The sequence below is a fragment of the Pseudomonas sp. ICMP 3272 genome (assembly GCF_001466905.1).
Lineage (GTDB): Bacteria > Pseudomonadota > Gammaproteobacteria > Pseudomonadales > Pseudomonadaceae > Aquipseudomonas > Aquipseudomonas amygdali.
On record NZ_LKEK01000080.1, the window covers coordinates 1 to 21775 of the forward strand.

Here is a 21775-nt window from a genome sequence, read left to right on the forward strand (position 1 = left end):
CTAGCCTGGCGTCCTGCCAGGCTACCCCCGGATCAGCGCCAGGACTCAGCCGTCACTAAGGTCGCAATTTGCGTCGTCTGTGCCATCGCGGTTGAAAAACACTGCGTTGGCAGCGGCTGCGCGTATGGCTTGGACGTCGTGCTGCAGCACAGATGTGACACAAAGCGTCACTAACAAAGTGCCAGAGCATTGGCACTGTGATCAGTTGCGTATCCAGCACACAAATCAAACCGCCAGCAACCGCTCCCGCAACTTGCCGATCTCGTCGCGCATCTGCGCAGCAGCTTCGAATTCCAGGTCGCGGGCCAACTGGTACATTTTCTCTTCCAGTTGACGAATGCGCTTGTTGATCTCGCTCGGCGAGCGCAGTTCGTTTTCGTAGCGAGCGTTTTCTTCGGCGGCCTTGGCCATGCCCTTGCGCTTCTTGCTGCGCGAGCCCGGCACGGTAGCGCCTTCCATGATGTCGGCAACGTCCTTGAACACGCCTTTTGGGGTAATGCCGTGCTCAAGGTTGAAGGCGAGCTGTTTATCGCGGCGCCGTTCGGTTTCGCCAATGGCGCGCTCCATGGAACCGGTGATGCGGTCGGCGTACAGGATCGCCCGGCCATTGAGGTTACGCGCAGCCCGACCAATGGTCTGAATCAGCGAACGGTCGGAACGCAGGAAACCTTCCTTGTCGGCATCGAGAATCGCCACCAGCGACACTTCCGGCATGTCCAGGCCCTCACGCAGCAGGTTGATCCCCACCAGCACATCGAAGGTGCCCAGACGCAGGTCGCGGATGATTTCGACACGTTCAACCGTATCGATGTCCGAGTGCAGGTAACGCACTCGCACCCCGTGGTCGCTGAGGTAATCGGTCAAATCCTCTGACATGCGCTTGGTCAGCGTGGTGACCAGCACCCGCTCTTCCAGCGCCGTACGTTTGTGGATTTCCGACAACAGGTCGTCGACCTGGGTCAGCGCCGGGCGGATTTCGATCTGCGGGTCCACCAGGCCGGTCGGACGCACGACCTGCTCCACGACGCGCCCGGCGTGTTCCGCTTCATAGTTGCCCGGCGTCGCCGAGACAAAAATGGTTTGCGGGCTGATCGCCTCCCACTCGTCAAAGCGCATGGGCCGGTTATCCAGCGCCGATGGCAAACGAAACCCGTACTCGACCAGGGTTTCCTTGCGTGAGCGGTCACCTTTATACATCGCGCCGACCTGCGGCACGCTGACGTGGGACTCGTCGATCACCAGCAAGGCATCGGGGGGCAGGTAATCGAACAGAGTCGGTGGCGGCGCACCGGAAGGACGGCCCGACAGGTAGCGCGAGTAGTTTTCGATACCGTTGCAGTAGCCCAGCTCCAGCATCATCTCCAAATCAAAGCGGGTCCGTTGCTCCAGACGCTGGGCTTCCACGAGCTTGTTCTGAGTGCGCAGGTATTCAAGACGCTCCTGCAGCTCGACCTTGATCCCTTCCATTGCCTCGACCAGCGTCTCGCGCGGGGTAACGTAATGGCTCTTGGGGTAGAACGTGAAGCGCGGCAGCTTGCGGATCACCTCACCGGTCAGCGGATCAAACGCCGACAGGCTCTCGACCTCATCATCGAACAGCTCGACGCGGATCGCTTCCAGATCGGATTCGGCCGGGTAGATATCGATGACATCGCCACGCACCCTGAACGTCGCACGGGCGAAGTCCATGTCGTTACGGGTGTACTGCAGGTCGGCCAGTCGCCGCAACAGGGCGCGCTGATCAAGTTTGTCGCCGCGATCGATGTGCATGACCATGCGCAGATAGGTTTCCGGACTGCCCAGGCCGTAGATGCACGACACCGTGGTGACGATGATCGCGTCCTTGCGCTCCAGCAGCGCCTTGGTTGCAGACAGGCGCATCTGCTCGATGTGGTCGTTGATCGACGCATCCTTCTCGATGAAGGTGTCCGACGACGGCACATAGGCCTCGGGCTGGTAGTAGTCGTAATAGGAAACGAAGTATTCCACGGCGTTGTTCGGGAAGAACGCCTTGAACTCGCCATACAACTGCGCGGCCAGGGTCTTGTTCGGCGCCAGGACCAGCGTCGGGCGCTTCACCTGGGAAATCACGTTGGCGATGCTGAACGTCTTGCCCGAGCCGGTCACCCCCAGCAAGGTCTGGTGCGCGAGCCCTGCGTCGATCCCTTCGACCAGTTGGCGAATGGCCTCGGGCTGATCGCCGGCTGGCTCAAAACGGGTAACGAGCTGAAACTCGGACATATCCTACCTCTTGGTTCATACGCGACGTGATTCGTACGCGACGGGATCGCGCAAAGGGCTCGCCTCACCTGAATGGACTGACAGGCCATGACGAAATCATCGCCAACGCCCGGTCCCGCCGGGAAAAGGCGTGCGATGTCTTGAAATGATGCTTACTAGATGGAGCCATATGCTGGCCTTTCAAGTCACGCACTTAAAGCATTGAGGTTCGAACGGGACGAACGTTCTGAAAATATGCATATAAAGCTCGAAAAAAGCCGTCCGGCCTGTCGCCCGACAAGGGGATGCTCTCTATACTAAGCGCTGTTTGTGCACCGCTTTGGCGCATCCAGCCGCAGCGTGCATCCCTACCCACTCTTCATCAAGAGCCGCCGCACAATGAGCCTGTTTTCCGCTGTCGAAATGGCACCCCGCGATCCGATCCTGGGTATCAACGAAGCCTTCAACGCTGACACCCGCACCACCAAGGTCAACCTTGGCGTAGGCGTCTACTGTGATGAAGACGGGCGCATTCCTCTGCTGCGTGCCGTGGCTGAAGCTGAAAAGATCCGTGTCGCCCAGCACGCGCCGCGCGGTTACCTGCCGATCGACGGCATTGCCGCTTATGACCAGGCCGTGCAAAAACTGCTGCTGGGGGCCGATTCACCGCTGATCGCCTCAGGCCGTGTACTGACCACTCAATCGGTCGGCGGCACAGGTGCCTTGAAGATTGGTGCCGACTTCCTCAAGCAACTGCTGCCCAACGCAGTGGTAGCGATCAGCGACCCAAGCTGGGAAAACCACCGCGCGCTGTTCGAAACCGCAGGTTTCCCGGTGCAGAACTATCGCTACTACGACGCTGCCACCCACGACGTGAACCGCGCCGGCATGCTTGAAGACCTGCAGAACCTGCCGAACAACTCGGTCGTCGTGCTGCACGCCTGCTGCCACAACCCGACCGGCGTCGATCTGAGCCTGGACGACTGGAAAAAAGTGCTGGAAGTGGTCAAGACCAAGGGCCACGTACCGTTTCTGGACATGGCGTATCAGGGCTTCGGTCAAGGCATTCAGGAAGATGCACTGGCTGTGCGCCTGTTCGCCGAGTCGGGCCTGACCTTCTTCGCCTCCAGCTCGTTTTCCAAATCGCTGTCGCTGTATGGCGAACGTGTCGGCGCGCTGTCGATCATTACCGAATCGAAAGAAGAAACCGCCCGCGTTCTGTCGCAGGTCAAGCGCGTGATCCGCACCAACTACTCCAACCCGCCGACCCACGGCGCAATCATTTCCGCTGCGGTCCTCAATGACCCGGCACTGCGCGCCCTGTGGGAAGAAGAACTCGGCGAGATGCGCGTGCGTATCCAAGGCATGCGCAAAGCCATGGTCGAGCGCCTGGCGGATAACCCGGCTGGTCAGGACTTCAGCTTTGTCGGCCGTCAGTGCGGCATGTTCTCCTACTCCGGCCTGACCGCCGCACAGGCACAACGCCTGCGCAGCGAATTCGGCATTTACGCGCTGGATACCGGGCGTATCTGCGTGGCGGCGCTGAACCAGAAGAATATTGATGCCGTGTGCGACGCGATCAAAAAAGTGCTCTAACGCGCTGCCTATATCTTCTGTAGCGAACCTGTTCGCGAAGGCTATATTCCGTTCAATGCATCTCATGCAACTGTACGGCCCCCTTCGCGAACATCGCGCCTCCCGTAGCCACACACAACACTCCATCCTGCCTCACCATCTTTCAGCACCGTTCGGCAACTGAATCGAACGATCCATATGGCTACCTTTCGAAACCCTGTCAGACCATTTTCTGAAACAGATATCGAGGTACTCATGTCCATCGAACCGCAACGTCAGAAAGAGCAGCCACCGGGCCAGCATACGCCCGCTGACCAGGGCGCAGACCGCAACGACCCGGCCATCGAGCCGCAGGTTGCGGACGTAAAACCGGAGACGGAAAAAGGCGGTGGCCAGAATCAGGGCCAAAGCCCCGCTCCCAGCCAGTCTCAGTCTCAAGGCCAAAGCCAAAGCCAGTCATCCAGCGACAGTGCTTACGTGCCTGACCATGAGCCAGAGGAAAAAACCGAGGATCTGCGCAATCATCAGCCTACCCAAGGTGTTGATGCCGATATCGATACGCCCGGCGGCTAATCCCGACAGGCAAGCGCATTTGGGCCGTACGGCCCAAACGCTTCTCCTGCCATGTTCAGCGGCTGCCCTCCTCGCTGATCACCTGCACCTGATACGCCGGATCAGCCTTGATCTGCTGTTCGGTGAACGGCAACACACTCCACTGCTTTTTCGAAAACGCCTCGGTCTGGTCCCTTGAATGAGCCGACTGCGGGTTGCTCGATTCAGAGAACGCCAGCAGACCTTGCGCTTTGGGCCCCTGTTCATCAAACGTCACCACCTGCAGATAGCTGGTGCCGCTGACCACCTCACGCTTGCCGCCCTTGCCAGCGATGGTCTGCATGGCGTTGTAGATGCCGAGCCCGGCCGGGCCACCATGAATCGGAATGGGTTTGCCGCTGAGGCTGGAGACCTGAATGTCGCCCCATTTACTCTCGGGCGAAAGACCGGCCTTGGCCACCTCATCAACCGCCGCAAGCATGGCGGCGCGCAGTGCGCTGGCAACCTGAGGGTTTTCAATGGCCAGCCCGCTTGGCGTGTGGGTCGGGTTCTGCGGGTCGAACACCACGCGCCAGCGCGAGGCAACGCCTTGCATGGACGTCACGATCCGCTGGAAGTACACGAAACCGATGCCACTGTTCAGATCAGCGCGTCCGTCCCAGGCTTTCAGAGCGGCACACAACGGCGTCAGACGCGCAGCATCATCGCCCAGCTCCGAAGCACAGAACTTCAACAGATCCGGCAGCACTTGCCCGGCCTGATACACCTCGTTGTCCATGACCATCGCTTGCAGGTTCTCGGCGCTGACCTTGCCAGCCCGTTGCAGGCCGCCCAGTCGATCCAGCGCAAAGCGCGCACGCTGACCGAGTGGCTGACCGTCCTGGCTGATCAACGGCGAAAATCCCTTCAGTGGTGCCGCGGGATTGACCATCCAGGCAGAGTCATTGGAATGCTGCACAAAGTCGCTACGCAACAGTTGCGGCTGGCGTGAGGACGGATAAATACCCGCCTGAGCCGCCTCCGCGGATATGTCCCAGTTACATTCACTGCGCGAGCCGTCGAGCACGATCAGCTCGGTGCCGATGCGCGGGTCACTGCACTTGGCGAGCTTGGCGGCGTCCACGTTCGGTACTACCGAGAGGTTCATGTACAGCGCCTGCCCCTTGGCATCGACCGCCAGGGTATTGACCCACGGAATGCCCTGAATCTTGTGCACCGAATCCTGAAACGCCTTGAGGCTGTCAGCCTTGTCCATCGAATACCACTGCTGTAACACACGGTCGTTTTCCAGGTTGGCGTCACGCAGGCTGAAGGCGAACTTGTCATCCCAGTCCAGCTTGCCCGGCCACTGCACGATCGGGCCGAACGTCGACGAATAAATAATGCGCGGCACAGCCTTGAGGCTACCGTCCGGCTGCTTCACCTCGACGCTGACTTGCTGCTGGCGCATAGCGATGGATTTTCCATCCAGCAGGTAACGGGTCGAGTCTTTCGGGTCGAGCTGCAAGCGATGCAAGGTGAAGTGTTTCGACGTGTCGACGGTATGGCTCCAGGCCAGATGCCGGTTGAAACCGATATTGATCAGCGGCAGGCCCGGCAATGCGGCGCCCATCACGTCGAGCTTGCCAGGAATGGTCAGGTGCATTTGATAGAAACGCATGCCGCCGCCCCATGGAAAATGCGGGTTGGCCAACAGCATGCCGCGCCCATTGGCGGACAGCTCATGCCCTACTGCAACGGCATTGCTGCCACGCTCCAGGGCAAAGCGCTGGTTGCGCACAGCGGCCAATTGCAGCGCCTGAACCTGCTGACTATCAACCTGCAATGGCTTTTGCGCAGAAGGCGGTTTGGCACCCGCCAGTGCCTCAGTGAACTGCCCTACGCCGCCCTCGACCAGCAAGCGGCGAGTAAGGCGCAGCAAATCATCGGTACTGATCGGTCGAACCCAATCGGCTGCGCAAGGCTGCGGCAGCCCCTTGGCCTTCTGCTCACCCAGCGAGCGGTTGTAGCCGGCGACATAGCCCTGCATCAACTGGCGAATCTCGGGCGGCTGGGCTTTCCAGAAATCAGCCAGTGCCTCAGGCGTGTTGAGCCACTTGAACAGCAGGTCGCTGGCCATGTTGCTGCGTTGCTCAAGGGTCGCCTTGTCCGGCCCGAAATAGCGTGAGCGCTCGCCGTTTACGGTGACGATTTCGTTGGCCAGCAGGCACAGGTTGTCCTGCGCATACGCATAACCGATGCCGTAACCCAGACCGCGCTCATTGGCGGCGACGATATGCGGCACGCCAAAACCGGTACGCCGGATTTCGGCACGGGCGGCCTGATGATCCGCGGCAACCAGGGCCTGGGCAGGCAATATCACCGCGAAAGAAAGACCTGCAAACACAAAACCGCACAGGGGTCTGGAAATAATCACGCTGACTCCAACTCGACAAGACGACCCGAATTAGCCGCTCCCCTTAAACGAAGCGCAGACGCAAAATTTACTCGCGCAATGCAACCCGCAGCCGACGCTAAATTCCCGTCCTCATCCCTCGTTTAAAGGGCAGCTCTATATAAAGGCCCGCTCTGCAGCCGGCGTCCGTCGATCGGTTGATTTTTCCCACCCCAGGAACCTGCATGAAACGCTCTCGCCCTCCTCGACGCGCCCTTCTCGTGGCGCTGTGCCTGTTCCCGGTCATCGCCGTGTGTGCCTGGCAGATCATGCCCGACAGCAAAGGTCATACAGCTACCGTGACGGTGACCCGCAGCAACATCGAAAACAGCGTGACCGCACTGGGCACCTTGCAGCCACGCAGCTATGTGGACGTTGGCTCGCAGGCCACCGGGCAGATCATGAAAATCCACGCGCAGGTCGGCGATCAGGTCAAGGAAGGCGACTTGCTGGTCGAAATCGATCCGTCGACACAAAAAGCCAGGCTGGACGCCGCGCGTTACGCCATCGAAAACCTCAAGGCCCAGCTTCAGGAACAGCGGGCGCTGCACGAGCTGGCCGAACAGAAGCAACAACGTCAGAAACGCCTCGCGGCGGGCGGTGCCACGCGTGCCGAAGACGTGCAGGCTGCGGAATCGGAATTTCGTGCCACACAGGCACGGGTCGACATGTTCAAGGCGCAGATCCTCGAAGCTCAGGCGGCGCTGCGCAGTGACGAAGCGGCGCTGGGCTACACGCGCATCTACGCGCCCATGAGCGGTACGGTGGTCGCACTGGATGCGCGCGAAGGTCAGACCCTGAACGCACAACAGCAGACACCGCTGATTCTGCGCATCGCCCGCTTGTCGCCCATGACGGTATGGGCCGAAGTCTCGGAAGCCGATATTGGCCACGTCAAACCCGGCATGACGGCCTATTTCACCACCCTCAGCGGCGGCAACCGGCGCTGGAGCAGCACTGTACGGCAAATCCTGCCGGTGCCGCCCAGACCGCTGGATCAAGCCAATCAGGGTGGCGGCAGCCCGAGCAGCGCGCGCAAGAGCGGGGGCGGTCGGGTTGTGCTGTACACCGTGCTGCTGGACGTGGATAACAGCGACCAGGCACTGATGGCAGAAATGACCGCACAGATATTCTTTGTCGCTGGCAGCGCGCAGAACACCCTGACCGCCCCGCTCGCAGCCTTGCAGAACGGCCCTCAGGCCGATGTGCAGATCGCGCAGGTGCTGTCCGCCAATGGCGAGGTGCAAAACCGTCAGGTACGCACTGGTATCAGCGACCGCCTGCGCGTGCAGGTGCTCGACGGCCTGAATGAAGGTGATCGCCTGCTGGTGCCGGCTTCTGTCGGCAGCGGGGGCTGAATGCAAACGCCGCTGATCGACCTGCGCGCCATCCGCAAATCCTACGGCGGTGGCGACAGCCCGCTGGTCAACGTTCTGCGTGGTATCGATTTATCGATCCATGCCGGGGAATTCGTAGCGATTGTCGGTGCCTCCGGTTCCGGCAAGTCGACACTGATGAACATCCTCGGCTGCCTGGATCGCCCGACCTCGGGTGAATACCTGTTCGCCGGGGAAAACGTCGCCGAGCTGGGCAGCGACGAACTCGCCTGGCTGCGCCGCGAGGCATTCGGTTTTGTGTTTCAGGGCTACCACCTGATCCCTTCCGGCTCGGCACAGGAAAACGTTGAAATGCCAGCCATCTACGCTGGCACACCCGCCGCAGAGCGCCACGCCCGGGCTGCCGCACTGCTCGACCGGCTGGGCCTGGGGTCGCGCACCGGCAACCGGCCACACCAGCTGTCTGGCGGCCAGCAGCAACGGGTATCCATTGCCCGCGCCTTGATGAATGGCGGGCATATCATCCTCGCCGACGAACCCACAGGTGCGCTGGACAGCCACAGCGGCGCCGAGGTCATGGCGCTGCTGGACGAACTGGCCAGCCAGGGCCATGTGGTGATCCTGATCACCCATGACCGGGAGGTGGCAGCCCGTGCCAAACGGGTCATCGAGATCAGCGACGGCCTGGTGGTCAGCGATACCGCCTGCGATCTGTCCGTGCCACGTTCAGCCAACCCCGCTGCGCTACAGGCCGTCGACCTGCGCAAGCGTCTGAGCGACGGCAGCGGCAGTCGCGGGGCATGGAAAGGCGAACTGCTCGACGCGGTTCAGGCCGCGTGGCGGGTGATGTGGATCAACCGCTTTCGTACCGCGCTGACGTTGCTGGGTATCGTTATCGGCGTCGCATCGGTGGTGGTCATGCTGGCGGTCGGTGAAGGCAGCAAACGGCAGGTCATGGCGCAGATGTCCTCGTTCGGCTCCAACATCATTTACCTGAACGGCAAGGCCCCCAACCCGCGTGCGCCCAAGGGCATCATCACGCTTGAAGAGGTCGCGGCGCTGGGCGAGTTGCCCGAGGTAAAAATGATCATGCCGGTCAACGGCGGACAGGCCGGCGTGCGCTACGGCAACGTCGATCATTCCAGCTATGTCGGCGGCAACGACACGCACTTTCCGGCGATCTTCAACTGGCCGGTAGTGGAAGGCAGTTATTTCAGCGAAGCGGATGAGCAAAGTGCTGCCGCCGTGGCAGTGATTGGTTACAAAGTTCGCCAGAAACTGTTCGGCGAACACACCGACCCTATTGGCCAGTACATCCTGATCGAAAACGTACCGTTTCAGGTAGTCGGCGTGCTTGAAGAAAAAGGCGCCACTTCCGGTGACCTGGACAGCGACAACCGCATCGCCATTCCCTACTCGGCGGCCAGCATCCGTCTGTTTGGCTCGCAGGACCCCGAGTACATCACCATCGCTACACGCGATGCCAACAACGTCAAACACGCCGAAGAAGCAATACGCAACCTGCTGCAACGCCTGCATAACGGCAAGCAGGATTACGAGCTGACCAACAACGCCGCGATGATCCAGGCTGAAGCACGCACCCAGAACACCCTGTCGCTGATGCTCGGCTCGATTGCGGCCATCTCGTTGCTGGTCGGCGGCATCGGCGTGATGAACATCATGCTCATGACCGTGCGTGAGCGCACCCGTGAAATCGGCATCCGTATGGCCACCGGCGCGCGGCAGAGCGACATCCTGCGGCAGTTCCTCACCGAAGCGGTGATGCTTTCCGTGGTCGGCGGGCTGGCCGGTGTCGTGCTGGCGCTGGGCATGGGCGCAGCCTTGTTGCTGAGCAAGGTGGCGGTTGCGTTCACCGTGCCAGCAGTGGCCGGAGCGTTTGCCTGCGCACTGGTCACCGGCGTGATCTTCGGCTTCATGCCTGCCCGCAAAGCTGCCCGGCTCGACCCGGTTGCGGCCCTTACCAGTGAATGAACAATCAATGAAGCCGAGCCTTTCTCTTTTGACCGTCTGCCTGTTACTGACCGCCTGCAATACCCCGGCTCCGCGCCTGGACAGCGGCATTCAGCTACCTGCACGCTGGGCGTTTGCCCAGAGCGCTGCCGCCCAGCGCAGCGACGCCCGCTGGTGGCAGCAGTTCGGCAGCCCGCAATTGAATCGCCTGATCGAACAGGCCAGTCGCGACAGCCACGAAGTCGCTGCAGCAATGGCTCGTGTGCGTCAGGCGCAGGCCAGCGCCATCATTGGCGGCGCACCTTTGCTTCCGGAGCTGGCCTTTGACCTGCGCGGCGAACGCAACAAGTTCGTGCGCAACAGCGACCGCAAGGCCAACCCTTCCGACGACAACAACACCAACAACTTCACCAGCGACCTGACCGCCAGCTATGAAGTGGATTTCTGGGGCGGTATCGCCGCCGGACGCGACAGTGCGCTACAAAGCCTGCGGGCCAGCGAATTCGATCAGGCGACGGTAGAACTGACCCTGCTCGGCAACGTCGCCGACCGCTATGCGCAAACCCTGGCGGCACGCGAGCAAGGCCGGATTGCCGAGCTGAACCTGGCCAACGCGCAAAGCGTTTTGAGGCTGGTACAGACCCGTTACGACTCGGGTTCGGCCACTGCACTGGAACTGGCGCAGCAGAAGAACCTGGTCGCCACCCAGCAGCGCGAACTGCCACGCGTTCAGCAACTGGCCAACGAGCAGTTGATCAGCCTGGCAGCGTTGCTCGGCCAGCCGGTACAGAATCTGAACCTCGGTGATCAGGCGTTCGCCACCCTGAACTGGCCGGACATCGGCCCCGGTCTGCCCAGCGAACTGCTGACCCGCCGCCCGGATCTGGCCAAAGCCGAAGCTGAACTGGCCGCGGCGCAAGCCGATGTCACGGTGGCGCGCGCTGCCATGCTGCCAAAGCTGACCCTGAGCGCCAGGCTCGGCACCGAAGCCACCCGCGCCGAAGACTGGCTGCGCGCACCGTTCAGCAGCCTGGCTGCCGGTCTGGTCGGGCCGATCTTCAATAATGGCCGTCTGGCTGCCGAGCGCGACAGGGCCACAGCACGTCAGGAAGAACTGCTGGAAACCTATCGCGGCGCGATCATCAACAGCTTCGCCGACGTGGAAAAAGCCCTGAACAGCATTCAAGGCCTGGACCAGCAACGCTACTGGCACGAAGAAGAACTCAAACAGGCGCAAACCGCCTTCAACATCGCCCAGAGCCGCTATGAAGAAGGTGCCGAAGACTTACTGACGGTACTGGAAACCCAACGCACGCTGTACCAGGCACAGGACGTAAGCGTGCAGTTGCGGCTGGCACGGGTGCAGGCGAGCATCGCGCTGTACAAAGCGCTGGGCGGCGGCTGGCAGGTGCGCTGAGCGCACGCCCCCCTATCGTGCGACGCAGAGCGTCGAGAACTGCATTCCCACGCTGGAGCGTAGGGAACGATAATCCCAACTATCGTACTGAAGCTCTGCATCGGTCTGCGCAGATAACTCAATTATCGTGCGACGCTCTGCGTCGCATGCCGTTCGGGACGCTCCGCGTCCTCTTTGAGACGCATCGCGTCCTGACCTGCATTCCCACGCTGGAGCATGCGGAACGATAATCCCAACTATCGTACTGAAGCTCTGCGTCGGTCTGCGCAGATAACTCAATTATCGTGCGACGCTCTGCGTCGCATGCCGTTCGGGACGCTCCGCGTCCTCTTTGAGACGCATCGCGTCCTGACCTGCATTCCCAAGCAGGAGCGCTGGGAACGATAACCTCCACTGCCGTCCGCTAAAACCACCTGTCCGGCAACAGATTCCTTGCATACCACGGCCTGCGTGGCACGCGGCGTAGCAGGTTGCTCAATTTGTCATCCGCCGCAAAGGTAATACGCAGCGCAAGCTTCATGACTTCCGGGTCCATTTCCATGGTCGTGCCTGCCGCCTGCCCGGGCACGGTGCTGCAACCATGAGTCTCCGGGCCCAGCCACGGGTCGCTGACTTCGACCCAGCGGCCCGCTGCGAACCACGGCACGCCATTGACTTCCAGGCGCTTCACTTCGCCCGGATGAAAGCGCTCGTGAGCGCGGAACCAGTCGTCGATGCGATCGTCGATCCAGCCGTGAAACATCCAGAACACCGGGTTCACATGCGATGAAAACGGATCGGCGAGGAAGTCGTTTTCCGGCTCGAACCAGCGCTCGGCGAAGTCGTCCGAACGACGCGCCATCGGCACCGGCTGGCCGTTGGCAGGGTCGCGGGCGACGGAGGCCCAGCGCATGTGCAGCCAGTCGTGCAGTTCCAGCTCGACCTGCGAACCAAACTGACCCAAGGTCAGCTTCGACAGAAAGCGCGGGTCGCGGTACTGCGACTCCCAGACCTGAAAGTGCGTGTGAAACGTCTCGTGGCTTTTGATATCGCTGACCAGTTGCGTGTATTCCTCATCGCCCTGTGCCAGCCAGTTGGGCGGCAGCGAACAACCGTCGTGATTATCGAAATAACGTGCGAAACCCAACCGGTCACGCTCCAGCTCAGGCTGTGGCAACGGAAACCGCGGCCACGACGGCAGGTCCTGAATCTTGCGGGCCTGAATCAGCATGTGCCGGTGCATGTAAAAGAAGTCTTCACCCGAACCGTTGCGATCCTTGTGCGGGCCACGCGCATCACGCTCTTTCTCGCGCGGCCCCGGCTGCCAGCCGATACCACGCAGGGCGTTGCGCTTGTCTTCGGGCAGCTTGTGCCATTTGTCCCGAGAGGCATGCCACAGCTGGTGAAACAAGCGATGCTCCTTGGAAACCAGCCAGGCCAGAAACGGCGGACTCAGGCCGACCCGCTCGCGCGCCTCAGGGAACACCTGCTTGATGGCAATCAGGCGGTTTTCCAGCTCCGGCAGGGCCAACGGCCGGTCCAGACGTTCGATACGTCCGCTCAACGTGCCGCTGCCCGCATTGCCGAACGCGCCCCAGACTTCATCAAGGGTCAGGCTGAATTCGTAATCCGGAGTGTCGCTGTGCGGATCATTGCCAGCATGGCCATCCATGACCCGCAGATACAGCTTTGCCGCGTTTGCCGGTTGCAGGTCGCCAATCACCCGGAAGCGTGGCTGTGCGTCGCTGCGCAATTGCTCCGGCGTATCGATATAACCGCGCAGGCCACGACCGCGCGGGGCAATGTCGAGAAACATTTCCAGACCTTCAAGCGGCGCATCGGCCAGCCCGGCATCGCGCCCCTCGAAACGCAGCGTCCATACCCCGCGCAGCTTGTCGGCCAGGCGCTGGGTAGACGTATCTGCGGGCCCGGCCGTGGCCTCGCCCGGTGTCACGGGTTCCTCGACACGGGTGAGTTCCCGATGTGCGTAATAGGCAGCCGGAACTGCCGCGCCGGTCAGCGCCAGCCCTGCTATGAACCCTCGTCGAGAAATCGTCATTACCCTACCTGTTCCAGCACCGAGACAGCCGTTATCCAAGCTAGAACGTAAACCCGATGATTAAATTTAGCTGGCTGACCTGATCCACCGTAGAGCGCTAAATTTTTCGCCCATCCGCTCGTTCTCCACCAGATAGCAACAGCCCTTGCAGGCTGCGCAACGGTTAATCTGAACGAGACGGAAATGACAAGACCGCGTTGGAAAAAGGCTCTCTTCATCGGCCTGCCGCTGGCCCTGGCCATCAGTGCAGGCGCGGGTTTTCTGGCCTGGAATTACTGGTCGCCTGCCGGTTACCCGGTCAAGGTCATGAAGCAGGCTGACGACCTGCAAGAGCGGATCATTTCCTTCGACAGTCACATCACCGTGCCGATGAAATTCGGCAGCGAGGGCAATGAAGCCGACAAGGACGGTTCGGGCCAGTTCGACCTGGTGAAAACCGCACGCGGGCGCTTGTCCGGCGCAGCACTCACGGTATTCGGCTGGCCGGAAATCTGGAACGGCGACAATGCCCCGCATCGCCCGACACCCGGCTTTGTCGACGAAGCGCGCCACCAGCAGGAAGTGCGCTACAAGATCATCACCGGCATGGTTCGGGATTTCCCCAATCAGGTCGGCATCGCCTATACCCCCGACGACATGCGCCGCCTGCACGGCGAGGGCAAGTTTGCGATCTTCATCAGCATGCTCAACGCCTACCCGCTGGGCAATGACCTGAGCCTGCTGGACCACTGGACAGCGCGCGGCATGCGCATGTTCGGCTTCAGTTACGTCGGTAATAACAGCTGGGCCGACTCTTCACGCCCCCTGCCCTTTCTAAACGACACGCCCGACGCGCTGGGCGGCCTGTCGGAAATCGGCAAGCAGGCAGTGCAGCGCCTCAACGACCTGGGCGTGATCATTGATGTCTCGCAAATGTCGAGCAAGGCACTGGAGCAAGTCAGCCAGTTGAGCCGTACGCCAATGGTCGCCTCGCACTCGGCCCCGCGTGCGCTGGTGGACATCCCGCGCAACCTCAGCGACGAGGAAATGCAGCTCATCAAGCGCAGTGGCGGCGTGGTGCAGATCGTGGCGTTCCCGGCCTATTTGAAGCCACTTACCCAGAAGACCCAGGACAAGCTCAACGCCCTGCGCAAGGACTTCGACCTGCCGCCGCTGCCCAACCTGGCCATGGCGCTGATGCCCGGCGACGCGATTATCACGGTCTGGCCGGAACAGCGCTTCGGTGCCTACGCCAGCAAGCTGTACGCGATCCTTGAAGAAGAGCCCAAGGCCACGGTCAAGGATTTCGTCGACGCCATCGATTACACGGTAAGAAAGATCGGTATCGACCATGTCGGCATCAGCTCCGATTTCAATGATGGCGGTGGCGTAAAAGGCTTCAACGATGTCAGCGAGGTTCGCAACGTGACCGCCGAGCTGATCGAGCGCGGTTACGCCGAAGCGGATATCACCAAGCTCTGGGGCGGCAATTTTCTGCGCGTCTGGGAGCAGGTGCAGGCTTCGGCGCGTCCGGCTGCGAAACAAACCAACCTTTCGAATGCCGCTAGCCGAACATCAGGCGCTACCGCTCATGACTGACCGCAGAACCTTCCTCAAACAGGCCGGAGTGCTGGCCGCAGCCTTGCCACTGGGCTCCGGTCTTGCGTCAACGGCACTGGCGTCCGCACCTGCACCGACATCCACAGACAAATGGGCGCGCTTGAAACAGCTGTTCAATCAGGACCCGGATTACGTCCACCTTTCCAACTTTCTGGTCACCTCGCACCCCACTCCGGTGCGCGAAGCCATCGAGCAGCATCGCGCGCACATCGACCGCAACCCTGGCCTGGCGATGGACTGGGACCTGGGGGAAACCGAGCGCCGCGAACATGAAGTTCGCGTCTGGGCGGGCAAGTACCTGAATGCCCAGCCTGGCCAGATCGCCCTCACCGGCAGCACCACCGAAGGGCTGGCGATCATCTACGGCGGTCTGCATGTGCGCCCGGATCAGGAGATTCTGACCACCGAGCACGAGCATTCCTGTACCCGCGACATCCTCAAATTCCGCCAGCAGCGCGAAGGCACTCAGGTGCGCAAGATTCGCCTGTTCAAAGACCCGGCGACCGTGTCGGCAGACGAAATCATCGACTCCATTGCGCGCAGTATTCAGCCGAAGACGCGAGTGCTGGGCATGACCTGGGTGCAGTCCGGCAGTGGTGTGAAACTGCCTATCGGGGCCATTGGCGATCTGGTCGAGGAACACAACCGCAACCGTGACGACAAAGACCGCATTCTGTATGTGGTCGACGGCGTACACGGGTTTGGCGTCGAGAACCTGGATTTCCCGGACATGAAGTGCGACTTCTATGTCGCCGGCACTCACAAGTGGATGTTCGGCCCGCGCGGTACAGGCATTGTCTGCGCCCGCTCGGAGCAGGTCAAAGACCTCACCCCACTGATCCCGACGTTCTCGGAAGCCACCGGTTTCAGCACGATCATGACGCCCGGCGGCTATCACTCGTTCGAACACCGCTGGGCACTGAACGAGGCGTTCAAGCTGCACCTGCAACTGGGCAAAGCCGACGTGCAGGCGCGCATTCACGAGCTTAACAGCTACCTCAAGCAGCGCCTCAAGGCGCAGCCCAACGTCGAACTGGTGACACCGATGGACCCGGCACTGTCGGCGGGTTTCAGTTTCTTCCGGCTCAAGGGCCAGGAAAGCGACGAGGTGGCCGCCTGGCTGATGAAACAACGCATGGTCGTGGACGCCGTGAGCCGTGATGTCGGCCCGGTGGTGCGCACCGCGCCCGGATTGCTGAACAACGAGGCCGAAATCGATCGATTCATGGCCCTGCTCAGCCAGCGCAGCTGACGTGCACGCATTGAATCCACTGTTTTCCGTTTTCTATCGAGACCCGTCATGAAAAAAACACTGCTGCCCCTTTCCGCTTTGCTCGGCCTGTTGCTCTGCGGCACCACCCTCGCCGCCACGCCTGCGGCGGTGCCCGCGCCCGGAAAAGTGTTCAAGGACTGCAAGGATTGCCCGGAAATGGTCGTGCTGCCTGCGGGCACTTTCACCATGGGTGCGCCCGAAGAGGAATTGGGTCGCCAGCCGGACGAAGGCCCGCTGCACGACGTGACCTTCGCCAAACCGTTCGCCATCAGCCGCTTTCAGGTACTGAGTGGCGAATGGAACGCCTACATCAAGAGCTCCGGTTACAAGATGCCAGACGGCGATACCCGCCCTGGCCGCGAGTGCAAGGCCGGCAAGCCGCGCTACCCACTGAGCCCGCGTCAGCCCGCCGTGTGCATGGACTGGAACGAAGCCAAGGCCTATGTCGAATGGCTGTCGAAGAAGACCGGCAAGTCCTATCACATGGTCAGCGAAGCGCAACGCGAATACGCGGCACGGGGCGGCAGCAAGGGCTCTTTCCCGTTCCCGATGGACGAAGGCAAGCCTTACAGCATCGCCAAACACGCCAACACCTACGGCCCGGAAGACGGCTTCAGCTACACCGCACCCGCTGGCAGCTACAGCCCCAACGATTTTGGCATTTACGACGCCCACGGCAATGTCTACGAATGGACCGCCGATTGCGAGACCAGCAACTACAACGGCGCACCCACTGACGGCAGCGCGTGGCTGGCCGGCGATTGCACCTGGAAAATGATTCGCGGCAATGACTGGACCGAAGCGCCGATCTTCTCCCGCTCCGGCAACCGCAACAGCCGTCAGCCGGATGTACGCGGCGACTGGCTGGGTTTCCGGGTCGCCCGCGACCTGTAACGGACTTCATGCGCGCCTGCGGCCTGCGACAGACGCGGGCCGCACTCACGGACACTGACGAGACACACCATGACCCGCAAAACTGAAAGCCTCGCCCGGGAAACCCTGAGAATCCTCAAGCCCTTCTGGTGGCTGGTGGCGCTGTCGACCGTGCTGGGGATTGTCAGCGGTCTGAGCGTCACCGGCCTGCTGGCCACCATCAACAACGCGATGAACATGCCCGGCGGCCCGGACACGCAGACCGCGCTGCTGTTTGCCGGGTTGTGTGTGCTGACCCTGGCCTGCTCGACACTGTCCAACCTGTCGACCAACTACGTTGGCCAGCGCGTGGTCGCCAACCTGCGCCGCGAGCTGGCTGCCAAGGTGCTGGTGGCACCCATCGAGCAACTGGAGCGTTATCGCTCGCACCGTCTGATTCCGGTGCTGCTCAACGACGTCAACACCATCAGCACCTTCGCCCTGTCGGTCGCACCGATGGTCATCTCGTTCACTGTCACCCTGGGCTGTCTGACCTATCTGGCGCTGCTGTCCTGGCAGATTCTGGCACTGACCGTGCTCACCGTGGTGCTCGGCACCGGCGCGCAGTACCTGGCCCATGCGTTCGGCATGCGCAGCATTCTGGCGGCGCGCAACAGCGAAGACGAATTGCAGAAGCACTATCAGGCGCTGTCTGCGGGTGCCAAGGAGCTGCGCATTCAGCGCAAGCGTCGCCAGCACATGCTCGACGAGAAGATTCATGGTGCCACCGAGCACATCTGCCGCTCGAACATTCGCGCCGCCAACATCTTCGTCAGCGCGGAAACCTTCGGCTCGATGCTGTTCTTTGCCGTGATCGGCATCGCCATCGCCTTCCAGGCCATGTGGCCGACCACTGAAAAAACCGTACTGGGCGGCTTCGTGCTGGTGATGCTGTACATGAAAGGCCCGCTGGAACGCCTGATTACCGCCCTGCCCGGCATCAGCCGCGCGCAGATCGCCATGCGCCGTATCGCCGAACTGTCGTGGAAGTTTTCCAACCCCGAACCCCACTTGCTGGTCAACGACCGCCCCAATTCGCTGGCCAATATGCAAACTCTGGAATTGCACAACCTGCGTTATGACTACCCGCCGGTCGAGGGCAGCGACGCCTTTCATCTCGGCCCGGTCGATTTGAGCATCAAACAGGGCGATATCGTATTCATCGTCGGCGAAAACGGCTGTGGCAAGACCACGCTGATCAAGCTGCTGCTGGGTCTTTACACGCCGCAACAGGGCGAAATCCGCCTGAATGGGCAGACCGTCACCCCGGAAAACCTGGATGACTACCGCCAGCTGTTCACCACCATTTTTGCTGATTACTACCTGTTTGATGAGCCGTTGCAGGGACAGGCCGCGCTGCCGCAAGACGCCGGCAAATACCTGGAGCGGCTGGACATCGCGCACAAGGTCAACATCAAGGACGGTGCCTTCACCACCACCGACCTGTCGACCGGTCAGCGCAAGCGTCTGGCACTGATCAACGCTTGGCTGGACGAGCGTCAGGTGCTGGTCTTCGACGAGTGGGCCGCTGATCAGGACCCGGCGTTCCGGCGCGTGTTCTACACCGAACTGCTGCCGGAGCTGAAGCAGCAAGGCAAGACCATCATCGTCATCTCCCATGACGACCGCTATTTTTACATCGCCGATCAACTGGTGCGCATGCAGACAGGGCAGATTCAGGTCGAGCAGGTGCAGAACGACACTTACGGCAAAACCATTCCGGCCTGATTCATCCATGCCTCGAAAGCCCCGCCCGGCCAGTCCGCGAGCGGGGCTTTTTGTTGCCCGGCGAAGCCATGCCCGCCCCAGCCAGATAGCCAAGCGCCATCTTTTTTCCGGAATTGTGAAAAATTCATTAAATAAACGTTATTCGCTTTCGTTCTCATTAACAGCGAATTGCGTGCACAGCCATCTCCCGCGCAACGCCCTATAAAAAAGTTGCTCACGCCTGCCCCGTCGACGGCTGAACCCGACTGCGCAGACCTGACCAACGCTCTCAATCTCCTTGCCGATACCCACTGGAAAGAGCCAATTCATGCACAACCCGTCACGACTTACCCCGCTCAGCAAAGCGTTGATGCTCAGTCAGATGTTCCGCTCCCGGCCATCCATGGCGGTCATGGGCCTTGCGCTCTGCATGCCGGTGGCCAGCCAGGCACAGGAAACCGCCGCAGACGGTTCGACCCAGACAGCCACGGTCAACCTGGCGCCAACTGCAATCGACTCGCAGTACCTGGGCACCGCCACTGACGGCACTGGCTCTTACACCACCGGCGCGGTAAGTATCGGCAAGGGCGCGCCACAGTCGCTGCGTGAAACACCGCAGTCTGTAAGCGTGGTGACTCGGCAAGTCATGGATGACAACAACCTCAACAGCCTGAGCAAGGTGTTAGAGGACACCCCGGGTATCACCTTCCAGTACCGTAATTTCGGCGGTCACGTGTACACCTCGCGCGGCTTCTCGCTGCTGGCGGAGAGCTTTCTGGTCGACGGCATTGGCGGGCAGGGCTATCAGATCACCGGCTGGATGCAGCCGGATATGGCCATCTACGACCGTGTGGAAGTATTGCGCGGCGCTTCCGGTCTGCTGGTCGGTGCCGGTCAGCCTGGTGGCGCGGTCAATCTAGTGCGCAAACGCCCGACCGCCGACAACAAATTTTCGATCACCACTCGCGCAGGTTCGTGGGATCAGTACCGCGTCGATCTGGACGGCAGCGGCAAGCTCAACGATTCGGGTACGCTGCGCGGGCGCATGGTAGCGGCCTACGATGACAGTGGTTCGTACCTGGATGGGCGCGACAGCCGCACCCCGCTGCTGTACGGCATCGTCGAAGCCGACCTGAGTGATGACACCACGCTGACCATGAGCCTGCGTCGCCAGGAACAGGTCATCAATGGCTACTCGATCTACGGCCTGCCGCGCTACAGCAACGGTCAGTCACTGGGCCTGTCGCGCTCGACCAACCTGGCGCAGAAGTGGAACCGTCTCGAAAGCGACATGACCGAGGTGTTTACCGAAGTCGCGCATCGTTTCAATGAAGACTGGACCAGCCGCACGTCGCTTACTTACTCGCAGGGTGGGTTTGATCAGGCTATCGCTTACGCGCGGGGAGCAGTCAACCCTGTGACGCTGGCAGGCTCGACCTTCCAGAACACACTTTTTCGCAGAGACGAAGTGGACAGCACCGGCCTGAACACTCAACTGGAAGGTAACTTCAACGCTTTCGGCCTTGAGCATCAGGTGACGTTGGGCGCCGACTGGTCGAAACAGAACGCCAATACGCATCAGGCTACTGCACCAACCCGATCCGCGATCAACATTTTCGACGTCAACCAGAGTGCGTTCGCCAAACCAGCTCGTCCGGCCTGGCAAACCGACATCGACACGACCGAAGAACGCGCAGGCCTGTACGCCAACACGCGTATTCACCTGAGCGAGCCGTTGAGCGTGGTTCTGGGCAGCCGCCTGAGCTGGTATGACTACAAGTACGACGTCAAAACCGGTGCGGCCAAGGATTATGAATCCAAGCAGACTCAGGAATTCACCCCGTTCGCAGGCGTCATCTACGACATCAACGACAACTGGTCCTGGTATGCCAGCTATGCCGACATCTTCACACCGCAGGCCAACTACGTAACCTCAGGCGGCTCGCCGCTGGACCCGGCCATCGGTTCCAACTACGAAACGGGCTTCAAGGGTGAACTGTTCGACAAGCGCATGAACCTGTCGATGGCACTGTTCTACATCAAACAGAAAGATGTCGCCGCGCTGGACGTGAACACTACTCAGACCTGCCCGACCAGCTCCGACGGCTCCTGCTACCTGCAGGACGGCATCAGCCGCAGCAAGGGTGTCGACGTCGAAGCCAGCGGTGAAGTGTTGCCAGGCCTGCAAGTGTTCGGCGGCTATACCTTCAACATGCTGCGCAATAATGGCGATGCGGATGTCGCTTACGAAACGCCAAAACACATGCTGCGCCTCAACACCAGCTACAACCTGCCGGGTGCATGGAACCGCCTGACCCTGGGTACCGGCGTGTCGGCAGATTCGGGCTATGAAGTGCCGTCCAACAAACAGCTGGGTGTTTCTGGCAAGGCCATCTGGGATGCGCGAGCCTCGTGGAAACTGGACGAGAACTGGAAGGTGTCGCTCAACGCCGAAAACCTCTTCGATCGTAAGTACTACAGCACCTCGATCGCCACCGACCGCTCCAACGTCTACGGCGAACCGCGCAGCTATGTCCTGACCTTGCGGGGGGATTTCTGATCTGAGTCCAGGCTTTGACTCTTGTGCAGATGCTCCGCGCTGGCATGCCTTTGTGGACGTTCTGCGTCCGTTCTTGAATACGCGGCGCGGCGTAGATTTGTGACGCGGAGCGTCACCCAAGGCATTCCCACGCTGGTGAACTGCCCCCAAGAAGTTGGACACCAATCCGACCTCATGGGG

General features: G+C 61.0%; 13 protein-coding genes. 10 read left to right on the top strand and 3 right to left on the bottom strand.

Going from position 1 to position 21775, the window contains the following annotated elements; genetic code table 11:
- Positions 1 to 225: 225 nt before the first annotated feature.
- Positions 226 to 2241 carry an excinuclease ABC subunit UvrB gene (uvrB, locus tag AO068_RS21845; RefSeq protein ID WP_058402429.1) on the bottom strand — a complete coding sequence of 672 codons (2016 nt, stop codon included), beginning with the start codon at positions 2239 to 2241 and terminating at the stop codon, positions 226 to 228.
- Between the two features lie 378 nt (positions 2242 to 2619).
- On the opposite strand from uvrB, the gene AO068_RS21850 reads away from it, so the two are divergent.
- Both AO068_RS21850 and AO068_RS21855 read left to right on the top strand, forming a co-directional pair.
- A complete protein-coding gene (locus tag AO068_RS21850; protein ID WP_058409426.1) occupies positions 2620 to 3816 on the top strand; it encodes an amino acid aminotransferase in 1197 nt (398 codons plus the stop codon).
- A 234-nt stretch (positions 3817 to 4050) separates the two neighbouring features.
- On the top strand, positions 4051 to 4368 hold the full coding sequence (locus AO068_RS21855) for a hypothetical protein (protein ID WP_058409427.1): 318 nt from the start codon (positions 4051 to 4053) through the stop codon (positions 4366 to 4368).
- Positions 4369 to 4423: 55 nt separating this feature from the next.
- Here the strand turns inward: AO068_RS21855 and pvdQ are convergent, their stop codons facing one another.
- Entirely contained in the window at positions 4424 to 6757 is a 2334-nt protein-coding gene (gene pvdQ / locus AO068_RS21860; RefSeq protein ID WP_310887177.1) for a bifunctional acylase PvdQ, read from the bottom strand.
- A gap of 209 nt (positions 6758 to 6966) precedes the next feature.
- Between pvdQ and AO068_RS21865 the strand changes: the two genes are divergently transcribed.
- Genes AO068_RS21865 through AO068_RS21875 form a run of 3 tightly spaced genes read left to right on the top strand, consistent with a single transcriptional unit; the run spans position 6967 to position 11506 of the window.
- Positions 6967 to 8139, top strand: a complete 1173-nt coding sequence (locus AO068_RS21865) for an efflux RND transporter periplasmic adaptor subunit (RefSeq protein WP_058409429.1) — start codon at positions 6967 to 6969, stop codon at positions 8137 to 8139.
- Positions 8140 to 10110, top strand: coding sequence for a MacB family efflux pump subunit (locus AO068_RS21870; RefSeq protein WP_058409430.1), 1971 nt, complete (start codon positions 8140 to 8142; stop codon positions 10108 to 10110).
- A 7-nt stretch (positions 10111 to 10117) separates the two neighbouring features.
- Entirely contained in the window at positions 10118 to 11506 is a 1389-nt protein-coding gene (locus AO068_RS21875; RefSeq protein WP_058409431.1) for an efflux transporter outer membrane subunit, read from the top strand.
- Between the two features lie 403 nt (positions 11507 to 11909).
- Here the strand turns inward: AO068_RS21875 and pvdP are convergent, their stop codons facing one another.
- Entirely contained in the window at positions 11910 to 13544 is a 1635-nt protein-coding gene (gene pvdP / locus AO068_RS21880; protein ID WP_058409432.1) for a pyoverdine maturation tyrosinase PvdP, read from the bottom strand.
- A gap of 183 nt (positions 13545 to 13727) precedes the next feature.
- Between pvdP and pvdM the strand changes: the two genes are divergently transcribed.
- The 5 genes from pvdM (at position 13728) to AO068_RS21905 (ending at position 21595) form a co-directional block, all read left to right on the top strand.
- On the top strand, positions 13728 to 15122 hold the full coding sequence (gene pvdM, locus AO068_RS21885; RefSeq protein WP_058402408.1) for a pyoverdine-tailoring dipeptidase-like protein PvdM: 1395 nt from the start codon (positions 13728 to 13730) through the stop codon (positions 15120 to 15122).
- A complete protein-coding gene (gene pvdN / locus AO068_RS21890; protein WP_058409433.1) occupies positions 15115 to 16395 on the top strand; it encodes a pyoverdine-tailoring periplasmic protein PvdN in 1281 nt (426 codons plus the stop codon). Before pvdM ends, pvdN begins: the two co-directional genes overlap by 8 nt.
- Before the next feature lie 48 nt (positions 16396 to 16443).
- Positions 16444 to 17310 carry a dihydropyoverdine dehydrogenase gene (gene pvdO / locus AO068_RS21895; RefSeq protein ID WP_058409434.1) on the top strand — a complete coding sequence of 289 codons (867 nt, stop codon included), beginning with the start codon at positions 16444 to 16446 and terminating at the stop codon, positions 17308 to 17310.
- A 69-nt stretch (positions 17311 to 17379) separates the two neighbouring features.
- On the top strand, positions 17380 to 19056 hold the full coding sequence (locus tag AO068_RS21900; protein ID WP_058409435.1) for a cyclic peptide export ABC transporter: 1677 nt from the start codon (positions 17380 to 17382) through the stop codon (positions 19054 to 19056).
- A 307-nt stretch (positions 19057 to 19363) separates the two neighbouring features.
- Entirely contained in the window at positions 19364 to 21595 is a 2232-nt protein-coding gene (locus AO068_RS21905; protein ID WP_058402404.1) for a TonB-dependent siderophore receptor, read from the top strand.
- Positions 21596 to 21775 lie beyond the last annotated feature (180 nt).

Bases quoted from the DNA above. Each gene is read 5' to 3' on its own strand.
- uvrB (WP_058402429.1), bottom strand. From the start codon at position 2,241: ATGTCCGAGTTTCAGCTCGTTACCCGTTTTGAGCCAGCCGGCGATCAG.
- AO068_RS21850 (WP_058409426.1), top strand. From the start codon at position 2,620: ATGAGCCTGTTTTCCGCTGTCGAAATGGCACCCCGCGATCCGATCCTG.
- AO068_RS21855 (WP_058409427.1), top strand. From the start codon at position 4,051: ATGTCCATCGAACCGCAACGTCAGAAAGAGCAGCCACCGGGCCAGCAT.
- AO068_RS21865 (WP_058409429.1), top strand. From the start codon at position 6,967: ATGAAACGCTCTCGCCCTCCTCGACGCGCCCTTCTCGTGGCGCTGTGC.
- AO068_RS21870 (WP_058409430.1), top strand. From the start codon at position 8,140: ATGCAAACGCCGCTGATCGACCTGCGCGCCATCCGCAAATCCTACGGC.
- AO068_RS21875 (WP_058409431.1), top strand. From the start codon at position 10,118: ATGAAGCCGAGCCTTTCTCTTTTGACCGTCTGCCTGTTACTGACCGCC.
- pvdP (WP_058409432.1), bottom strand. From the start codon at position 13,544: ATGACGATTTCTCGACGAGGGTTCATAGCAGGGCTGGCGCTGACCGGC.
- pvdM (WP_058402408.1), top strand. From the start codon at position 13,728: ATGACAAGACCGCGTTGGAAAAAGGCTCTCTTCATCGGCCTGCCGCTG.
- pvdN (WP_058409433.1), top strand. From the start codon at position 15,115: ATGACTGACCGCAGAACCTTCCTCAAACAGGCCGGAGTGCTGGCCGCA.
- pvdO (WP_058409434.1), top strand. From the start codon at position 16,444: ATGAAAAAAACACTGCTGCCCCTTTCCGCTTTGCTCGGCCTGTTGCTC.
- AO068_RS21900 (WP_058409435.1), top strand. From the start codon at position 17,380: ATGACCCGCAAAACTGAAAGCCTCGCCCGGGAAACCCTGAGAATCCTC.
- AO068_RS21905 (WP_058402404.1), top strand. From the start codon at position 19,364: ATGCACAACCCGTCACGACTTACCCCGCTCAGCAAAGCGTTGATGCTC.